Here is a 17,403-nt window from a genome sequence, read left to right as displayed (position 1 = left end):
TCTAAAATAGAGAGCTCTGTTCCGACGCGAGCAGCTCAGGCGTTGCCCCCTGCACAGAGGGTTTTGCCTCTTTCAACTTATCGACAAAACGCGCAGCCAGTTCCGGTGCTTCAGCACAATCTGGCGTATGAAAGAAGAGATAAGGTACTCGCCCCTCATCGATCCACTGCAACACCTTAGTGACCCACTGATCTAAATAGCGATCAGACTCCTGCCACTGCATGGTCGATATGAAACGAACCTGCGGATGCTGACCGGTTGCAATGACATGTAAGGGTACCTTTGGCTTCTTCTGCTGAGCATCTAAGGTAGCCGAGTCCATGGCGTTTACTGCAAAAATGGGACGGGTGTCGAACATCACACGATTGACGCCTGTCTCCAGCAGCATCTGATTAAACGCCCTCTCCTCATCCCCTTTCGCAAAGAACTCAGGGTGACGAACTTCAACCGAGTAGTTGAAGGCTTTAGGTAGAGCCAACAGAAATCGATGGATATACTCAATCCCCTCACTGTTAAAGCTTTTTGGTAGCTGCAAGTTGAGCAGCCCGATTTTATGAGCCAGCGGCTCCAACACTTCAAACTGCTCGGCCACTTTAGGATTAGCCACCTCTAAAGCACTGCGATGAGAAAGATCTTGGTGGAACTTAAAACAGAATCGAAAGTCATCAGGCGTCTCATCCCGCCAACGCTTCACCGTATCCGGTTTAGGCAAACCATAAAAAGTCGTGTTTCCCTCAACCGATGAAAATTGACGAGCATAACGTTGTAGCGCAGTCCCACCCCCTGCCAAACAGCCGCCCTCCCAAACAGGATGTTGCCACTGAGGTAAGCCTAAATAGTAATCGTGCAACGCCATACTCCTTAAAATAGGCTACAAAGAGTACCAAACTAAAAAAATAGTGGAAGAATATCGTAATATTTTAGAAACAGGCTTGTAGCAACCTTAAACCTATGTATAATACGCCCCACGTTGATGCGGGGTGGAGCAGCCCGGTAGCTCGTCGGGCTCATAACCCGAAGGTCGTCAGTTCAAATCTGGCCCCCGCTACCAACGTAAAAAAGGGAAGTGTACTTCAAAGTGCACTTCCCTTTTTTCGTTGGTGGGGGCGAATATATGAGCACTGACGAAGTCAGTTCACCAAAATGCATGGATAGCATTTTGGGATGCCAAAGGCAGTCCGAAGGACGATTGCACAGGATGTGTAATAGCAAATCTGGCCTTGAACGAAGCACCAAAGGTGCGACGGCCCGAAGGGTGAAAACACAGGAAGTGTTTTCATAAATCTGGCTTGAATCTACGACCCAAAAAACCACGTCGGGCTCACTCTTATTAGCTCCGCGGTGAAGGTCACCAGTTCAAACCTCACCCCCGCTACCAACGTAAAAAAAGGTATAGGCCCGCAGGGTTTATACCTTTTTTTTCGTCTGGCGGATGGGCCAGATGCAGAACTGACGACAAATAATGCAGGACAGCATTATTTGGATAGCTGAAAGCTAGTCCGCAGGATTACTTCACAGGATGTGAAGTAACAACTCAGTTCACCAAAATGCATGGATAGCATTTTGGGATGCCGAAGGCAGTCCGAAGGACGATTGCACAGGATGTGTAATCGCAAATCTGGCCTTGAAAGGAGCACCAAAGGTGCGACGGCCCGAAGGGTGAAAACACAGGAGGTGTTTTCATAAATCTGGCCAAAAATCCACCCCAGCCCAAATACCGTAACTACATAAAAACCAACGGTATCTGAAATGAAAGTCATCACTCTCCTATCAGCCTTACTACTAGGCCAGGCTTCATTTGCCTTCACCATCGAAAAAATAGGTTCAGACATTTCTCACCCTTGGGGTATCGCTGTCCTTAACGATGAAGAGGTCCTGGTTACAGCAAGAGCCGGTGCCCTTTTGCGCATTAACCTTACAACCGGGCAGCAAAGAGCTGTTTTACCCACCCCGTTTGTAGCAAGTTTTAGGCAAGGCGGGCTTCTCGATGTCGCCTATGATGAACGATCAAATAGGGTACATCTTTGCTACAGCAAACCGTTAGAAGGTGGCACAGGCTTAGCGATTGTATCGGCCAAATTGGATGGGTATCAGCTTTTAACACCCAAGGATATTTTCGTCTCCAACCATCGCTCTCCCTCAGGTGCACACTTCGGCTGTCGGATAGTCATTGACGGCAACTACCTGTTTGCCTCTTTGGGCGACCGTGGTGATCGCAGTAACGCTCAAAATCGCTTCAATCATGCTGGATCAATTATTCGACTGAACCTTATTGAGCCAGAGCCAGCCAATACTCAGCAAGATTGGTTGCCTGAGATCTACTCGATGGGTCATCGAAACCCACAAGGCCTTGCACTACAGCCTAATACTGGACATTTATGGTCTCATGAACATGGTCCACGCGGTGGTGATGAGATCAATCTCATTGAGCAAAATAACAACTACGGTTGGCCAACCGTCTCTTACGGTAAGGAGTACATAGGTGGGGATATAGGTCTTAACTCATCACCCGATGGCTATACCGATCCACTTTGGGTCTGGAATCCAAGCATTGCACCATCGGGAATGACCTTCTATACCGGAGAGATGTTTCCCGAATGGCAGGGCAATCTTTTGATTGGCGCTTTGAAGTTCACCAGTATCTACCGCATCGTTATAGATCCTGATAGCAATCTGCCCGTTTCCGAGGAGAGATTATTCAATGGTGAGATGGGAAGAGTGAGAGACGTTGAACAGGCCAATGATGGCTCAATTTTAGTATTGAGTGACGCACCCAATGGTGGCCTATATAGGATTAGTCGATAAATCGTTAAGGTAAAACAGATGAACAACCAACAGTTAAACGTATTAGGCACGCCACTTGAAACGTGTAGCAGTGATCCGCTAACTGGCTATTACAGAGACGGATGTTGCAACACAGATAAGTATGATCGCGGAACCCACACGGTCTGCGCAGTGATGACCGAAGAGTTTCTGCTCTTCTCACTTCGCAAAGGGAACGACCTCATTACCGCTCGGCCTGAATATCAGTTCCCCGGTTTAAAGCCAGGCGACTCTTGGTGCCTATGTGCTCAACGATGGGAGGAAGCTGAGGCTGCAGGGTGCGCTCCGAGAGTTAATCTATCCGCAACTAATGCAAAAACACTGGAGATTATCAGTTTCGAGACGCTTAAACGGTACAGCATAGATCTTCATTAATTTTCACACAGAGCTAAAGAGCTACCCTCTCCACAACCCCAGTATTTTCAATTACTATCAGCATCCATTTTTTGTAATGAATATCTTAGCCAATGAACAGCAACGCTTTACTATCGACACTCGTTAAAATCCGCTCTAACAAAGTCTTCGAGCTCACCGTAATTGCGGTGATTATTGGCTCGGCGCTCCTTATTGGTGCCAAGACCTTTGACCTTTCTGACACCGCTGAGATGATTGTTGGTTGGCTAGATATCGCTGTTACCGTCTTCTTTCTGGTCGAGATCACGGTTCGTTTCATTGCCGATGAGAACAAGCGCACCTTCTTTAAGGATCCCTGGAACCTATTCGACACCTTAGTGGTTGTGATCAGCCTGATCCCTGTCAGTCAGGCCGATACCGCTCTGGTCGCACGTCTTGTACGCGTGTTCCGTGTCTTCCGAATGGTCAGCATCATTCCAGAGCTTCGGATGCTGCTGAACTCGTTGATCAAAGCACTGCCTCAGCTAGGGTACGTCCTTCTGCTGATGTTCATTATCTTCTACGTCTATGCTGCCATTGGTGCGACGCTGTTTGCTGCGATTAACCCCGACCTTTGGGGCGATGTCGCGGTGTCGATGTTGACACTCTTTAGGGTGATGACCTTTGAGGATTGGACCGATGTGATGTACGAAACGATGACGGTCTACAGTCTAAGCTGGATCTACTACCTATCCTTCATATTCTTAACGGCTTTCGCCTTCTTGAACATGGTGATCGGTATTGTCGTCAACGTGATGAATGAGGAGCATGAGCGCATCCTTAAAGAGGAAGCGATCGAGGCCAATGAGCCAACCATCGCTGATCTTCAAAAACAGTTGGCTGAGATTAAAGAGATGTTAAATCAGAGAGCACATTAAAACGCGAACTGATCCACCAACAAATACCCCATCGCAACGTAGTTATTGATCTGCGCGGGACCGGAAGGGGCTACGTCAACGTAGTCTGGAAAAGCCTCTGCAGTGACGTTGCTCCAACTTGCAAAGGTTTCACACACATGCACATCCACGCCAGATTCACCTAGATCACGAACCCCTTGATGCAGAAGTGGGAACTTACTCTCATTCTCAGTGGTCAGAGCGAACTGTTCATTGCCGTGGCTAACCACCGCAATATCGAGATCTGGAAAAGCTGATCGCAAAGAGTCTATGGCATCCATCAAACGAGGTTGAATCCGTTGCCACTGTTGTGGATTAGGCGCCAAAATTTCAAACACCACTCCTGGTGGCGCTTCTTCAAGTGCAAGGATCTCTTTAACCGTTTTAGCTGAGGCCGCGCCTGAAAAGAGCACACATAGCGGAAGCAATACCCTGAGTAACAGGTGACGTACTGTCTTAAACATCAAACTGAACATAGTAGACCTCTCAATCTCTTTTGCTTCAGCTTAGCTTATAAACTGGAAAGTGACTGCCTCAATGCCTCGGTTCTTGATTCTGTTATACGATCAGCCGGTAGGCGCTGATCAAGGCCAAGGCGAATCAATCGATCTTTCTCAGCGCCCGGTGCCATCACTAGACGCACCTCTTTACCAAGATCTAAGGCTTCGAGTATGACGTTCTCAATGGAGAGCGTCATGGTGTCATCTAAATAACTGACGTCACTGAGATCAAAAATAACCGCATCGTGTTTAGCAATGTCTTTTCGCTCACGGGCTAAGGCTTTAGAGACACCAAAAATCATCGCTCCCGAAAGATAGACCAGTAGGATACGACCATTCGCCTCATTCAACAGAGACTGCTGTTCAGGGGTCAGAGGAATCTCATCATCGACATCGGACATAGAGCGAACCTTCTCAGCCTCAACATCGGATAACTTACGGATGATGATGACGTTCGCGACAAAGACACCGACACCCACCGCAACGATCAGATCGACAAAGACCGTTAACAGTAGGACGGCATACATGATCATCGTACTGTATTTAGAGACTAGGTGAACCCGTTTAATGAACGACCAGTCCAGAATATCGACACCCACTTTTACCGCAATACCAGCCAGCACCGCTAAAGGGATATTTTCGATCAATGAACCTGCTCCAAACACAGCTATTGCCAGTGCTAGAACCCTTATAACACCTGAGAGTGGTGTTCGCCCTCCGGACTGAATATTGACCACGGTGCCCATAGTGGCACCGGCACCTGGTAGACCACCGAACAGACCAGACATGATATTGCCTAACCCCTGTCCAAACAGCTCTTTGTTGGAGTCATGCTCTGTTCGGGTCAGGTTGTCCGCCACGACCGAGGTAAGCATTGAATCGATACAACCAAGCATGCCCAACACCATCGCATCGACCAACATAATCTGAAGCTGATCATAGGTGAAATAGGGCAAGGTCATTGAAGGCAGTGACACATCGATCTCACCAATGCGTTGGACTCCATCACTGCTAAAGATGATCACAGAGACCAGAGTAATAAGAACCAGTGCAATCAACTGAGGCGGCACGAACTTTTTGTATTTTTCAGGCGTTTTAAACAACACACCCAGTGTCACCAAGAACAGCAACAACTCACTGAAGTGCACGTTCATGATCAACTCTGGCAGATGAGTTACGGTACCAACCACCCCGCCCGCCGGTGGAGATTGCCCTAACGCAGGGGCTATCTGCAGAATAATCAGTATGAATCCGATGCCTGACATAAAGCCAGAAACCACCGCATAGGGCATCAGGGTGATGTATTTGCCCAACCTGAGATAACCAAACACGATCTGGAATATCCCTGCCATGATCACCACGGTAAACGCCATAGACAGACCATTTTCAGGGTTCGCAGCCACTAGAGTGCTGATCACAGCGGTCATCACCACGGTCATAGGCCCAGTAGGCTCAGAGATCAGCGTAGAGGTTCCACCAAACAGCGCGGTAAAGAGACCGATTAGGATCGCACCATAGAGTCCCGCCTCTGCGCCAGCGCCAGAGGCGACACCAAATGTGAGCGCCAAAGGGAGTGAGACCACCGCAGCGGTTAAACCACCGAGCAGATCACCGCGAAGATTAGAGAGAGATAGTGCGTTCAGTTTAAGCATTGATCAACGGCTCACTATCGGTCAGAAGCGTTCGATTTAAACAGACGTTTAGCGTAACGAAGCAGTATATCGAAGGGGGTTTCGTCGCCAAAAAACTTAGGATTCTTGATCAACAGCAGAGACATCACAACAATCCACACCAGCGTATTTTTAATCACCCAACTGGCATTTTCATTAAAGGCCTCTTCGGTATTTTCGGCACCCATTAAAAACATAAATGGGGCAACAATCCCAATGAACGAGAGAAGAGAGACGGCAGCGCGAATTTTTCTGCGGTTATCCATGACAGACTCTGATTTGTGATTTTGGTTATTTTACGTGATCTGTCCGTAAAGGGGTAATCACACGGGTGAGTTTTATTCCGTTGAGTGTCAATTTTCATCTAAAAATAACCCTGACATTTCTATGGAAATATGTGACCATCATATGAGTAATTTCTAATGGATAATGATCATGAACCTACGCACCAAGTTACTGATGACTGCGACACTTTTAACAACCCTTGCCGGCTGCAGCAGTGAACTGCCTAAACCCGATCTAGTCGAAGGTGGCGAATGCGTCATCCATGGTGAACAAGCACCTATTTGGGCTTGTGGTGGCTACATGGAGGCTGATCGTTATGTCGGCGTAGGATCTGCTCCATTGAGCAAGCTAGGGTATGATTTTTCTCGTAAAGAGGCAGCCATTAATGCTCGTGCTGATATCGCACAACAGGTCGAGGCTCAGATTAAAAGCAAACTAGACTCCTATCAACGTTCAACGGGTGCCGATGAGATGACGGCTGAACGCGTCGTCACTCAAGTCGCAAGACAAACCTCCGAATTGACAATTAATAACTCACAACAAGTGAGCTACTGGCAGCACCCTGAAACAGAGGTCATCTTCATTTTGCTGGGCGTTGAAAAAGCGACGATCAATAACGCGATCGACTCTCAGATTGATCAACTAGATAAGTGAGTTGTTGATGAAACCTCTATTTACTCTACTACTGATAGCTTTATCACTTTCGGCTTGCTCCTCTAACGAGGTGATGCAAGACCCCTCTCCTCAAGCGCAACAACAGAGTGCCGAGCGTGAACTTAACAAACTGTAAATTAAAAAGCCTTGGCCTAGCGGTCACCGCTTTATTTCTTACGGCCTGCTCATCGACCGCTAAGATTACCCTGATCAATCCAGCCATCAGTGATCGGGCTGCCGCCACCAAAGTCGTTGCGGTGCTTCCATTTGAGAATGACTACTCCGGTGTGGCGAACAGCATTGAATCTCGAGTCACCAACCATAGGGTGGCAGGTGAGACCTTTTTTACCGTGGTCAACCGTAAGGATCTTGAATCAATTTTAGACGAGCAAAAACTTCAACACTCTGGGCTAGTCGATGAACAGACGTCTGTTGAGATCGGTCAGCTGATCGGTGCGAAAGGACTGATTACTGGTGAGGTGGAGATTCAGACCACCGACTACTCGCTCTACTACGTTACTCGTGTTGAGTGTGCCGATCAGAAGTGCAAAAAAACTCGTGAGCGCTACATCCCTTGTGATGAGATGCACTCCAACCTGCACGCTACCATCCGACTCGTTGATACTGAACGCGGGGACCTGATTCTCTCTGAACGCTTCACGGCAAAAGAGAGTCACGATGCTTGTCGTGACAGCGCCTACTCTCTTCCAACACCCGAGAGTGTCCTAAGCAACCTAGCTGATGAGATCACCGATCAGTTCATGACTTACATAGCTCCCTATGAGGCAACTGTCATAGTGCAACTGCTCGATGATCCAGAGATCGACTACAGCAGCGAGCAAGAGGACCTTTTGGAGTATGGTATCGAGTACGTTGAGGATCACCGCATCGACAAAGCTGAAGTGCTCTTCTCCGAGCTTCTAACCAGTACAGGTGACCAATGCTATGTGGCGGCTTACAATTTAGCCGTTGTTAAAGAGCAGCTCGGTAAAACTAGCCAAGCTGAGCAGCTCTACCGGTTAGCCGATCAGTTGGTAAAAGAGCCCAACAAGATCATTAACCAAGCCATTTTGCGTGTTGAACGTCAGAAGAGTGAACAGGCGCGTTTAGAGAACCAGCTATGACCCGCAGATTCATCCTCGCTATTCTGGTGTTGACCAGTTTTGTAACGACTGGGTGTGCAAGCAGAGAACCCGTCATCCTTGTCGCTGAACTTAAGACCCCTGATTGGTTGATGAGCCCGCCCGTCAACAGTGGTGATCAATTTTACGGTGTCGGTGAAGGAGGCAGCGCACAAGCCTCTGAGCAGGCTGCATTAGCACATCTTGCCGAGAGACTGCTGGTTCAACTATCCAGCACACAAGAGCAGCGCCTTTCGTCGGTTAGCGATAGTCGTGAATACACTGAGCGAGAGGTGGAGTCATTAATTAAAAGCAGAACCGAGCGTTTGCCTTTGGGTGGATATGAGATCCTTAAACAGGATGTGATTGCACCGCAACGAACGGCGACCCTGCTAGCGTTGAAAAAAACGGCCTTAATTAATAACCTCATTAACGAAATAGGCCCCAGATTAACCACCTCCTCTGCACTGCCAATCAAGACTCTCTCTGACTGGGCAAGTGCTCGACAACAGCTAACCGATCTAAAGACTCAACAGCCATTAATATCTCTTCTGAAACAGCTGGGTGAATCGGGGATTGCGGAAAAGTACAGCAACCAGGTTGCAGACACTGAATCTGCCATTAAAGATTACCAAACCAACCACCCTGTAATGCTAAAAACCGATCAAAGCTGCATGAGTTTTGAAGACTCACTGGAGCGTCTAATCCTAGAGGCCGGTTTTGAGATCAATCCCTCATCTGGTGTTATAACCGTCGAGTGCCAGGTCAATGAAGATATCAGTAGCGCCTATGGCATTCACATTGCCAAGGCCAATTTATCACTCCGCTTTTTGGGTGATCAATCTAACGTTGAGCAAGCCACAACTCTGTCGATTAAATCGGCTTCATCAGCCTCTGAGTCGACGGCCAAGGCGGGGCTGGTTCAAGCGTTCAACAGACGCATACAGGATGAAGAGGCTCTTAGGATCTTAGGGTTATAAAGCTGCACCAGACTCTGAAAGCTGCGCTAGGCACTGCCAGCTCTGCTGACCGCTCTCCCAATATTTCCGTTCAAATGCACTCATCGGTTGGTCAGCGCTGTATAACTGTACGCTAGTTTCATGACCCGCCAACGCCAGTGCCCTGACGAACTCCTCGATGTAGAGTCTCCAGTTGCTTCTAACGGTTAACTCCCCACCCAAGGTCAATAGATCACTGAATACAGGACTGGCATGCCAACGCCTCTGAACCTGAGCTGATTTAGGATAAGGATTGGGGTAGAGAATAAAATGCTTGGCTAGGCGCCACTCTGAAGCGGTAGCAAGGCGCCAAAAGTCGATTAGATCCGCTCGCACAAAGAGTAGGTTATCAAGCTCACCCGTGAAGCAGTTTTCGTGCTTACTAAGACGATGAGCAGAACGATCAACCGCTATGACATTGGCGTCTGGGTATCGATTGGCAAGATGACGTGAACTTTCACCGATACCACAGCAAGAGTCCAAGATAAGCTCTCCGGAACGACCTTTGAGCCAATCGGTCACCTGATCAAAGGCGACCTGAGTATGGTCGGCAATGGGTTTGCGAAATGGGTTATTTAAGTTACGCAATACAATTTCATCGAGACGCTCATGCAAACCGGCCTGATTGGTTGTCACGACCTTAGAGATACCCTGTTCTTGCTTACTCATCGGTTATTTATGATTCCAAACTTGTCAAAGCTTCGCGCTTTGTCTCTGCCCAAACAGCCACCAATGTGGCGAGCTGTTCAGCCGATAAATTCTTTCCATTGCGAAGATGGGCTTCAAGAAGCAGTAGATTTTCGGTGAGCTGTGGCATTCCTAAAATACTGCTAGCGCCCGTAATTTTATGGATAAACTCAACATTTAGCTCTTCGGACTCTTGCTGCAACGACTCAAGAGTTTGGGCATATTTATCAATGAATTGTGCAACATACTTTTTAGCCGTTTTATCACTGCTCCAATAATCTCTAGCCAGTGCTATATCAAAGTAGCTTCGAGGCCTATCTATATCGCAATGATTGGTGTTTGTTGAGATCGCATTTTCCGTCAGTGCTTCAGGAGCAATCAGTTCTGCAATAGCGACAACGGCTTTATCAATATCGACCGGTTTAGTGATGTAGTTATTCATGCCGGACTCTAAAGCCTTTTCAATATCCTCAGCATAGGCGCCTGCCGACAAACCGATTATGGGTAAGTTTTCAAACCGCCGCAGGGCACGAATCCTTTGAGTCGCCTCAAGACCGTCCATGACTGGCATTTGCACATCCATCAATACCAAATCTATCGATGACTCTGCCTCTCTTAAGAGTTTGATCGCCTCACTACCATCATTGGCAAGAAGCACTGAGGCCCCTTCAGCTTCAAGAAATTCGCGAGCAGAATCACGGTTGAAAAGATTATCATCGACCACTAACAGTGTTCGGTTCAAAAGCCGCTGACTGGGAATCTGTTCTGTCTCAGGCTGGGTATCAGAATTGATGATGCGTTTTAATGTAGAACTGGTAACAGGCTCCATTAAACAGTCATAGGGGCTGTTCTCAAACTCTTCAATATGACTGACAGGACTGGTTACAGTGGCCAGTTTTCCAGACCAATCAACGCCCTTGCTCTGTAACTCACTCTGGATCTCTGCTTCTAGACGCTGCAAGTTTTTACCGGACATCTCTTCATCGACAATGACAGAGTCAAAGGAGCGATCCGCCTTTATGGCTGAAACGAGTTGATAGATCAGATAACTCTGCGTCTGTCCAACTTCATGATCTAGACCCATGGCTTTGGCAACGGCCACAAGAGAGTTACGTGTAAAGGGGTTTTTACAGGCAATAAGAACTCTAGCCTCTGTTATAGGATCAGGTTCAATAACCTTCACAGGCAGAGTCAATTCGAAGGAGACGGTAGTGCCTCGGAACTGCTGGGACTCAAAACTTAACTCACTTCCCATTAATGAGAGAAGTTGCTGGGTAATGCTAAGCCCTAGACCAGTCCCCCCAAATTTACGCGTTATCGAACCATCGCCCTGCTCAAAAGGCCTTAGAATTTTAGCTAAAACCTCATCACTCATGCCGATGCCAGTATCACGAATCGCAAAGCGAAGACGGGGTACAGAGTCTGCATTGATCACATCAACCGTCAACTCAACATAGCCCCTCGAAGTGAACTTGATCGCGTTACTGATCAGATTGATCAAAATCTGTTCCAGGCGTTGCTGGTCGCCTGATATTTTGATGTTACCCTGATAGCTCGGTGTAATCGCCAGGTGAACGTTCTTACTTTTAACTGAGCTGGACATGAGTAGAGCAAGGGTTTCAAGCAGTTCAGCCAGATAGAATTCGGTCGTTACCAGTTTCAGCTTACCGCTCTCTATCTTAGAAAAATCCAGAATATCGTCGATCAGCTTTTGTAATGACTGCCCCGCTCTTAGGATTTTTTTCGCTTGTTCGAGCACGGGTTTATTGGCGTTTTCAGCACGCGCTAAGGTTTGAGCCAAGGTCAGTACCGCATTCATGGGTGTCCTAATCTCATGACTCATATTGGCCAAAAACTCGCTTTTAACCCGCGAGAGTCTTTCAGCCTCTTCTGCCTTATCAGTTAATGCTTGACGGAGTGCCTGCTCTTCCGAAACATCGCGCATTAAACGGATGGTATGAGCCTCGACTCCATCTTTAGCCGGCTGATAGATCAAGCAGATTTCACCCATTTTAGCCTCAGAACCTGGTGCTGGGCGCAGCTGTTTTTGAAATCGGATTACGGCACCTTGGCGTTTAGCTTCAAGGTGAAATTGGCGGGCAAACTCTGGAGTGATATCCATCAAATCAGGTATCGTTTTACCGATAACCTCTTTAGCAGAATGATATCCCCACCACTGAGCGGTCTTATCGTCAGCATCGATCACCTTCAGGCTCTCAACACCTATGACGGCAAACATATTACCCATCTTAGTTAAGGCATTGAGATAATCTTTTGAGAGTTTTTCAGAGGTTTGAACTTTTGCCGCCTGTTCCGCGTAAGCTTGATTCAAACGCTCTAGTTCAGAACGCTCTTGCTCTAACTGTTTGTTAATCTGCGCTATTTTTGAGCTCTGTTTCGATAGAAGTAGATAGCGGTAAAGCAGCAGAAATATGACGCCCAGTGTGGCGAAAAAGAGATAGAGCAGCTTTTGTAAGCTCTCTTTAGTGAAAGGGCTCAATTCACTGTTTGGCACCATGCCCCACAGCTCTTGTAGCGCCCTGATTTCATCAGGGCTGAAGCTATCGTAGGCTTTATCAAAAAGGGTTTTCAGCATTCTATCTTGCGGGTTAAACGCAAAATGCATATTTAACTGCAGTCCCGATTCAGACTCTAGCAGTCTAACTTGCAGATCCTCATTAAAGAGGTGGGTATGGTTGATCAGATAGTTGGCAATCGAATAGTTCTCTACAAAGAGATCAACCTTACCGTTCAACAGAGCGGCCATCATCTCATCAAATGATAAGTACTCTTTATAGCGAACCTGAGGATAATGCTTCTTAAAATAGCTCTCAAAAATTGAGTCTTTCTGAATACCAACAATCTGACCATCCAGATCGGAAAAGCGCGTGTACCCTTTTAAACTGACTAGCCCAGTCAACAGTTCTAGTGTCTGCTTTTCACTGAAAAGATAGCGCTGTTGGCGCTCTTCAGTCAGCACCATATTACCGACAACATCTAACTGGCCATCGGCCAATTTTTCCATATGCTGCGACCACTCAAACCCATTAACAAAGCGCAGTTCAAGACCTAGCTTTTGGCTAATTTGTCGAGTTAAGTCAATTAGATAGCCTTTCGGCTGACCCGCATCAACATAGTTAAAGGGGCGCCAATTGCTATAGGTGGGCATTCTTATGGTCTGTTTATTCTCGAGATAGTCACGCTCTTGTTGACTCAGTTGAGAGAGTAATTCGGCATCAGAAGCAGCGATCCGGGGAGCCTGTAGTGTTAACGCTAACAATAGAGCTATTTTCAATATAAGCTTCATACCTGGACCAAAGGATCGGGTTATTAATACAAAAACTGAACACTAGTTAGTTGATAGTGCTAGTTTAAGACCATACCCCATAAACAGTGATCCCGCTAACCCTTTCGCAAAGCCTGAAAGTTTCCCCCCCTCTGCTAGAAGAGACTTGAAATAGATCGTCATAAGAATCAACACCGCAAGATAGATCTGTGAACAGAGTTGAACAACCAGACCCAAAATGGCGAAAGAGAGCCAGGGGTTGTCGTAGCTTGGATCGACAAATTGAATGAAGAACGAGACAAAAAAGAGTATTGCCTTGGGGTTAAGAAGGCTGATCGTCAGCGCTACTCTAAACGGGTGTTTAGAGTCCTTGGGCAAATCGATGTCCGAATCACTGTTTTGAGGTTTAGTGAAAAGCGATCTTAGCAGACCAAAACCGAGCCACATCAGATAGAGTCCACCGGCATATTTAAGCAGCGTAAAGAGAATTGGGGTGGTTTGAATCAGGCTCGCCACACCGGCGACTGACAGTGTCATCAACGTCAGATCCCCTACAAAAATACCCGCCGCGCCTTGAAACCCTGCGAGAGCGCCACGGCGCCCTGCTACCGTAGCGACGTACATAGAGTTGGGACCGGGCAGCAAAATAATAATGATTGTCCCAATAAGATAGGTGTAGAAATCCACTATTCCAAACATCTGTTACTCCCCGACAAACCAACTAAACGGCTGTTCTGACACGACAGCACCGGTTTTATCTAACTGCTGATCAACAACATCATACTGACCACCAGATAGTCGGAACAAGCAGCGAGATCGAGTGCCGTAGGTTTCACTGATAATCAACTGAGAAGAGAGTAAGCGCTCCCAATCGGCAGGGATACCGGTATCTGGAAGTTCAGCGTCATTCGCTAGGTTAGGGTCCATTAATAGACCAGATCCGTTCAGTTGAGTCTCTAGCAACACACCCTGTTCGGAGATCTGTTGGCGTGCCAGTGTCACTTTAGGCCATGGAGTATCAAGTGCATCATTACTCAGAGCATGTACTCCGGGTTCTATTGGCTGAAGGTCAGGACTGTTTGAACTCATCCAAAACAACGCCCCAGGCTCACCAACAATCAAATTAAAGCCGGCATATTGATCTCTATTCTCTTTTAACGCTTGAGCAATCTTCTGGATTGATTCGTTTGAGTTTAAGAACAGCAGTGGAATCTCACCCCGACTGCGAGCGCCCTCTACGCCAATATAACCAGGGCGAATGTTCGTCAAAAATGCGAATCGACCAGAGCGATTGAACCCCAACCAAGTTCCTTTGGCTTTTAAATCTTGGCCGGCCAACACCTCTGAAGAGTCACTTCGATGAACAGGCCACCAGTGCATAGGCAGAGCTGGCCTGTCATGGAACTCATCTCGATTGGCTACCAAGAGTAACGGGGTAGTGTGGTTAGGACGCCAGTTGAAAGCTAACAGACACATTGCAAAAATCAGACCGCTATTGAACGAGAGCAAGACGGCCGGCGGGCACCTTGGCATAGTGAATACGATGACCTGGCGCCAACTCGTAGAGATCGCCATTCTCACCGATCAGTTGAACCGGTACGGAGTACTTACGAGCAATCTCGGCATTCGCTTTGATGTGCTCAGGCTCACCATGCAATGGCACCGCAATAATCGGTTGTACCCAAGAGTACATATCGGCTAATTCAGCCTGACAAGGGTGGCCAGATGCATGAATCGGCGTCGAGCTGGTGGCCGATTCAACCACTTTAACTTTGCGCGCTTTAAAACGATCCAACATCCGCTCTACCAACCGCTCATTTCCGGGAATAAGGAACGAACTCATCAACACCAGATCGCCCTCCTCCATTGAAAAATGAGGATAGGAGTCTAGCGCTAAGCGATTCAGTGCTGCACGCTCTTCTCCCTGGCTACCGGTCGCAATCGCGAACACTTCTTCGGCTGGAAGATAACCCAAATGAGACTCATCAATGGGTTCTAGCTCATCAGGCCAGTAACCGGTCATTTTGGCGATGGAGTAGATGTTTTTTAGAGAACGACCAATCAGAGCAAAGCGTCGACCTAAAGCATCTGCTACACGGGCAACTGTGACAAGGCGGGCCAAATTGGAGCTAAAGCAACTGACCACAATTCGACCTTGAACCGACTCCAGCTGTTTCAAAATGCCGCGATAACAGATCGACTCTGATTTCGACATTCCCGGTTTCAGCGCATTGGTCGAATCACAAAGCAGTGCACGAATATTCAGTTTAGAGAGCCCTTTATAGAGTGACTCATCGAACGGCTCACCAATGACTGGGTCATAATCGATTTTCCAGTCGGCGGTGTGCAGTACCGTACCAACAGCCGTTTCAATAAGCAGAGACTGTGCTTCTGGAATCGAGTGCGTAATAGGTAGAAATTCAAGGGTGAAGTTACCGAGAGTAAATCGCTCCCGTTGGTTGATCACATGAATAGGTACTCGGCCATCTAAGCCATGCTGTGCCAGTTTTCTTCTTAGCACCTCTGCCGCGAAAGGCGAAGCGTATACGGGTGCTTTCAAGCGTGGCCAGAGGAACGGCAGAGCTCCCAAGTGATCCTCATGGGCATGGGTTATGACAATTCCCTTAAGGTTCTCTTTTTGACGCGAGATGAACTTGGGGTCGGCTGACACTACAGCTGCAGTGCGGTGCGATTCAGGATCAACCACCTCGTCAAAGGTGACACCACAGTCGATCATGATCCAGTCACCGGCGTGACCGAGAAGATTCATGTTCATACCGATCTCGCCTGAACCCCCTAAGGGCAAAAACCAGAGATCTTCCTGGCCGGGTGAGAGCAGAGCTGATGTTTGATCACTCATGATCAGTGTGGCACCTCAACACGTTGCACTCTGGGTTTTGAAAAGAGAATCACTAACATTAAGCCTGATAGGGTTGTAACCGCGAATCCGATCAGTAGAGGCAGAACAGTGCCATCAAACTGCATGCCGATCAGCGAGCCAACCAAGACACCCAGCAACATGGTAAAGGCCCCAATAGTGCCTGAAGCGACACCTGCGATTTTACCGAAGGGCGCCATTGCCAACGCGTTGAGGTTGCCGAACAACAAGCCAAAAAAGAAGGTCGTAACAATCATCATCAGGATAAACACCTGTAGAGGAACCGTCAGCTGCCAAGCACCAATGACGATCGCCTCTAGCAATGAAATTAGACCCGATAACGCCATGACAAAGATGACCAACTTTCTGAGCTCAAAGCGGTAGACCAGCTTTGAGTTCATGAAAGAGGATATCCCAACCCCAAGCGCCATCATTGCAAAGTAGACCGGAAAGAGTGCGCCAGTATCGTAGATGCCTTGAAGTATCCCCTGTACGGAGACCAAAAAGCCAATCAATGATCCATGTACCAAGCCGCCGGCAAAGGTGTAGATAAACCCTTCGCGGGTCGTCACAACCTGACGCATCGCCTTCATCACTGGTTTAAAGGAGAGAGTCGATTGATGCTCTGGATTAAGCGTCTCCTCTTGGCGTAGAGAAAACCAGATCCAGGCCGCCGTTGTCAGCACCAACAGCATGCCAAACACTGCTCGCCAATCGGCGACAAGCAATACCAGTTGGCCCAGCATAGGGACCACAACGGGACTGAATATAAAGATGGTCATGATCAGTGACATCACACGCGCCATGTCGCGCCCAACGTATTTATCACGCACAATCGCCATGGTAACAACACGCGGACCCGCTGCACCTAACCCCTGTAACACTCGTCCCACCAACATGACCTCAAAGGTCTCTGCAAACAGAGAGATCAGGGTGCCGATCAGCATCAGTGTAAAGCCAAGATAGACCGCAGGCTTTCGACCCCAGGCATCGGCAAGGGGGCCATAGAAAAACTGCCCTACAGCCAGACCCAACATAACGCTAGTAATAACAAACTGATAACGGTTGTTGTCGAGGGCGTTAAGATCAGATCCAATTTCATGCAGGGCAGGCAACATCGCATCGACATAGAGCGCCATTAGACATTGCAAAGCGGCCATCAAGAGCAAAAACTCTGGCTTAATGGGAGATTTGGTGTTCATACCATTCCAA

The 17,403-nt window shown here is 47.8% G+C and carries 17 protein-coding genes and 1 tRNA gene; 8 read left to right on the top strand and 10 right to left on the bottom strand.

Annotated features, from left to right (window positions below; genetic code table 11):
• Position 1: 1 nt before the first annotated feature.
• On the bottom strand, positions 2 to 850 hold the full coding sequence (locus XMG59_RS06715; protein ID WP_217363705.1) for a DUF72 domain-containing protein: 849 nt from the start codon (positions 848 to 850) through the stop codon (positions 2 to 4).
• A gap of 124 nt (positions 851 to 974) precedes the next feature.
• Here XMG59_RS06715 and XMG59_RS06710 point away from each other — a divergent pair.
• The 4 genes from XMG59_RS06710 (at position 975) to XMG59_RS06695 (ending at position 4,094) form a co-directional block, all read left to right on the top strand.
• Positions 975 to 1,051: transfer RNA gene (locus XMG59_RS06710), tRNA-Met, on the top strand.
• A gap of 698 nt (positions 1,052 to 1,749) precedes the next feature.
• Complete coding sequence (locus XMG59_RS06705; protein ID WP_173498413.1) at positions 1,750 to 2,805, top strand: PQQ-dependent sugar dehydrogenase; 1,056 nt, start codon at positions 1,750 to 1,752, stop codon at positions 2,803 to 2,805.
• Between the two features lie 18 nt (positions 2,806 to 2,823).
• Positions 2,824 to 3,198 (top strand): DUF2237 family protein, encoded by a 375-nt coding sequence (locus XMG59_RS06700; protein ID WP_173484352.1) that lies wholly within the window; start codon positions 2,824 to 2,826, stop codon positions 3,196 to 3,198.
• 92 nt (positions 3,199 to 3,290) lie between these two features.
• Entirely contained in the window at positions 3,291 to 4,094 is an 804-nt protein-coding gene (locus XMG59_RS06695; RefSeq protein WP_173498412.1) for an ion transporter, read from the top strand.
• Here XMG59_RS06695 and XMG59_RS06690 read toward each other — a convergent pair.
• Genes XMG59_RS06690 through XMG59_RS06680 form a run of 3 tightly spaced genes read right to left on the bottom strand, consistent with a single transcriptional unit; the run spans position 4,091 to position 6,548 of the window.
• A complete protein-coding gene (locus XMG59_RS06690) occupies positions 4,091 to 4,588 on the bottom strand; it encodes a DsrE family protein (protein ID WP_173498411.1) in 498 nt (165 codons plus the stop codon). The genes XMG59_RS06695 and XMG59_RS06690 overlap by 4 nt on opposite strands.
• 35 nt (positions 4,589 to 4,623) lie before the next feature.
• A complete protein-coding gene (locus tag XMG59_RS06685; protein ID WP_173494868.1) occupies positions 4,624 to 6,264 on the bottom strand; it encodes a SulP family inorganic anion transporter in 1,641 nt (546 codons plus the stop codon).
• Positions 6,265 to 6,278: 14 nt separating this feature from the next.
• Positions 6,279 to 6,548 carry a hypothetical protein gene (locus XMG59_RS06680; protein WP_173483054.1) on the bottom strand — a complete coding sequence of 90 codons (270 nt, stop codon included), beginning with the start codon at positions 6,546 to 6,548 and terminating at the stop codon, positions 6,279 to 6,281.
• A gap of 169 nt (positions 6,549 to 6,717) precedes the next feature.
• Between XMG59_RS06680 and XMG59_RS06675 the strand changes: the two genes are divergently transcribed.
• The 4 genes from XMG59_RS06675 to XMG59_RS06665 are packed head-to-tail and all read left to right on the top strand — an operon-like array spanning position 6,718 to position 9,322.
• Positions 6,718 to 7,221, top strand: a complete 504-nt coding sequence (locus XMG59_RS06675) for an LPP20 family lipoprotein (protein ID WP_173483055.1) — start codon at positions 6,718 to 6,720, stop codon at positions 7,219 to 7,221.
• A gap of 7 nt (positions 7,222 to 7,228) precedes the next feature.
• Positions 7,229 to 7,357: a hypothetical protein gene (locus XMG59_RS12190; protein WP_256368157.1), complete on the top strand. Its 129-nt coding sequence runs from the start codon at positions 7,229 to 7,231 to the stop codon at positions 7,355 to 7,357.
• On the top strand, positions 7,338 to 8,345 hold the full coding sequence (locus XMG59_RS06670) for a CsgG/HfaB family protein (protein WP_173481256.1): 1,008 nt from the start codon (positions 7,338 to 7,340) through the stop codon (positions 8,343 to 8,345). Before XMG59_RS12190 ends, XMG59_RS06670 begins: the two co-directional genes overlap by 20 nt.
• The gene (locus XMG59_RS06665; RefSeq protein ID WP_173483056.1) at positions 8,342 to 9,322 is read left to right on the top strand and encodes an LPP20 family lipoprotein; all 981 of its coding nucleotides are present in this window, start codon (positions 8,342 to 8,344) and stop codon (positions 9,320 to 9,322) included. Before XMG59_RS06670 ends, XMG59_RS06665 begins: the two co-directional genes overlap by 4 nt.
• On the opposite strand, the gene XMG59_RS06660 is transcribed toward XMG59_RS06665, so the two are convergent.
• From XMG59_RS06660 to XMG59_RS06635, 6 genes are read right to left on the bottom strand one after another with little or no spacing between them, the layout of a single operon-like run.
• A complete protein-coding gene (locus XMG59_RS06660) occupies positions 9,317 to 10,009 on the bottom strand; it encodes a tRNA (guanosine(46)-N(7))-methyltransferase TrmB (protein ID WP_173483057.1) in 693 nt (230 codons plus the stop codon). The genes XMG59_RS06665 and XMG59_RS06660 overlap by 6 nt on opposite strands.
• A gap of 7 nt (positions 10,010 to 10,016) precedes the next feature.
• Positions 10,017 to 13,334 carry a response regulator gene (locus XMG59_RS06655; RefSeq protein ID WP_173483058.1) on the bottom strand — a complete coding sequence of 1,106 codons (3,318 nt, stop codon included), beginning with the start codon at positions 13,332 to 13,334 and terminating at the stop codon, positions 10,017 to 10,019.
• Between the two features lie 42 nt (positions 13,335 to 13,376).
• Positions 13,377 to 14,012 carry a leucine efflux protein LeuE gene (leuE, locus tag XMG59_RS06650; RefSeq protein WP_173481260.1) on the bottom strand — a complete coding sequence of 212 codons (636 nt, stop codon included), beginning with the start codon at positions 14,010 to 14,012 and terminating at the stop codon, positions 13,377 to 13,379.
• Positions 14,013 to 14,015: 3 nt separating this feature from the next.
• Positions 14,016 to 14,789: an NRDE family protein gene (locus XMG59_RS06645; RefSeq protein WP_173481261.1), complete on the bottom strand. Its 774-nt coding sequence runs from the start codon at positions 14,787 to 14,789 to the stop codon at positions 14,016 to 14,018.
• A gap of 16 nt (positions 14,790 to 14,805) precedes the next feature.
• Positions 14,806 to 16,173: a ribonuclease J gene (locus XMG59_RS06640; protein ID WP_173481262.1), complete on the bottom strand. Its 1,368-nt coding sequence runs from the start codon at positions 16,171 to 16,173 to the stop codon at positions 14,806 to 14,808.
• Between the two features lie 2 nt (positions 16,174 to 16,175).
• On the bottom strand, positions 16,176 to 17,393 hold the full coding sequence (locus XMG59_RS06635) for a multidrug effflux MFS transporter (RefSeq protein WP_173483059.1): 1,218 nt from the start codon (positions 17,391 to 17,393) through the stop codon (positions 16,176 to 16,178).
• Positions 17,394 to 17,403: the final 10 nt, after the last annotated feature.

It is taken from the genome of Marinobacterium sp. xm-g-59 (genome assembly GCF_013283315.1).
In the GTDB taxonomy this organism is placed as follows: domain Bacteria; phylum Pseudomonadota; class Gammaproteobacteria; order Pseudomonadales; family Balneatricaceae; genus Marinobacterium_E.
The sequence above is the reverse complement of the archived record's forward strand: the minus strand, read 5'-3'. Positions and strand labels throughout refer to the sequence as shown.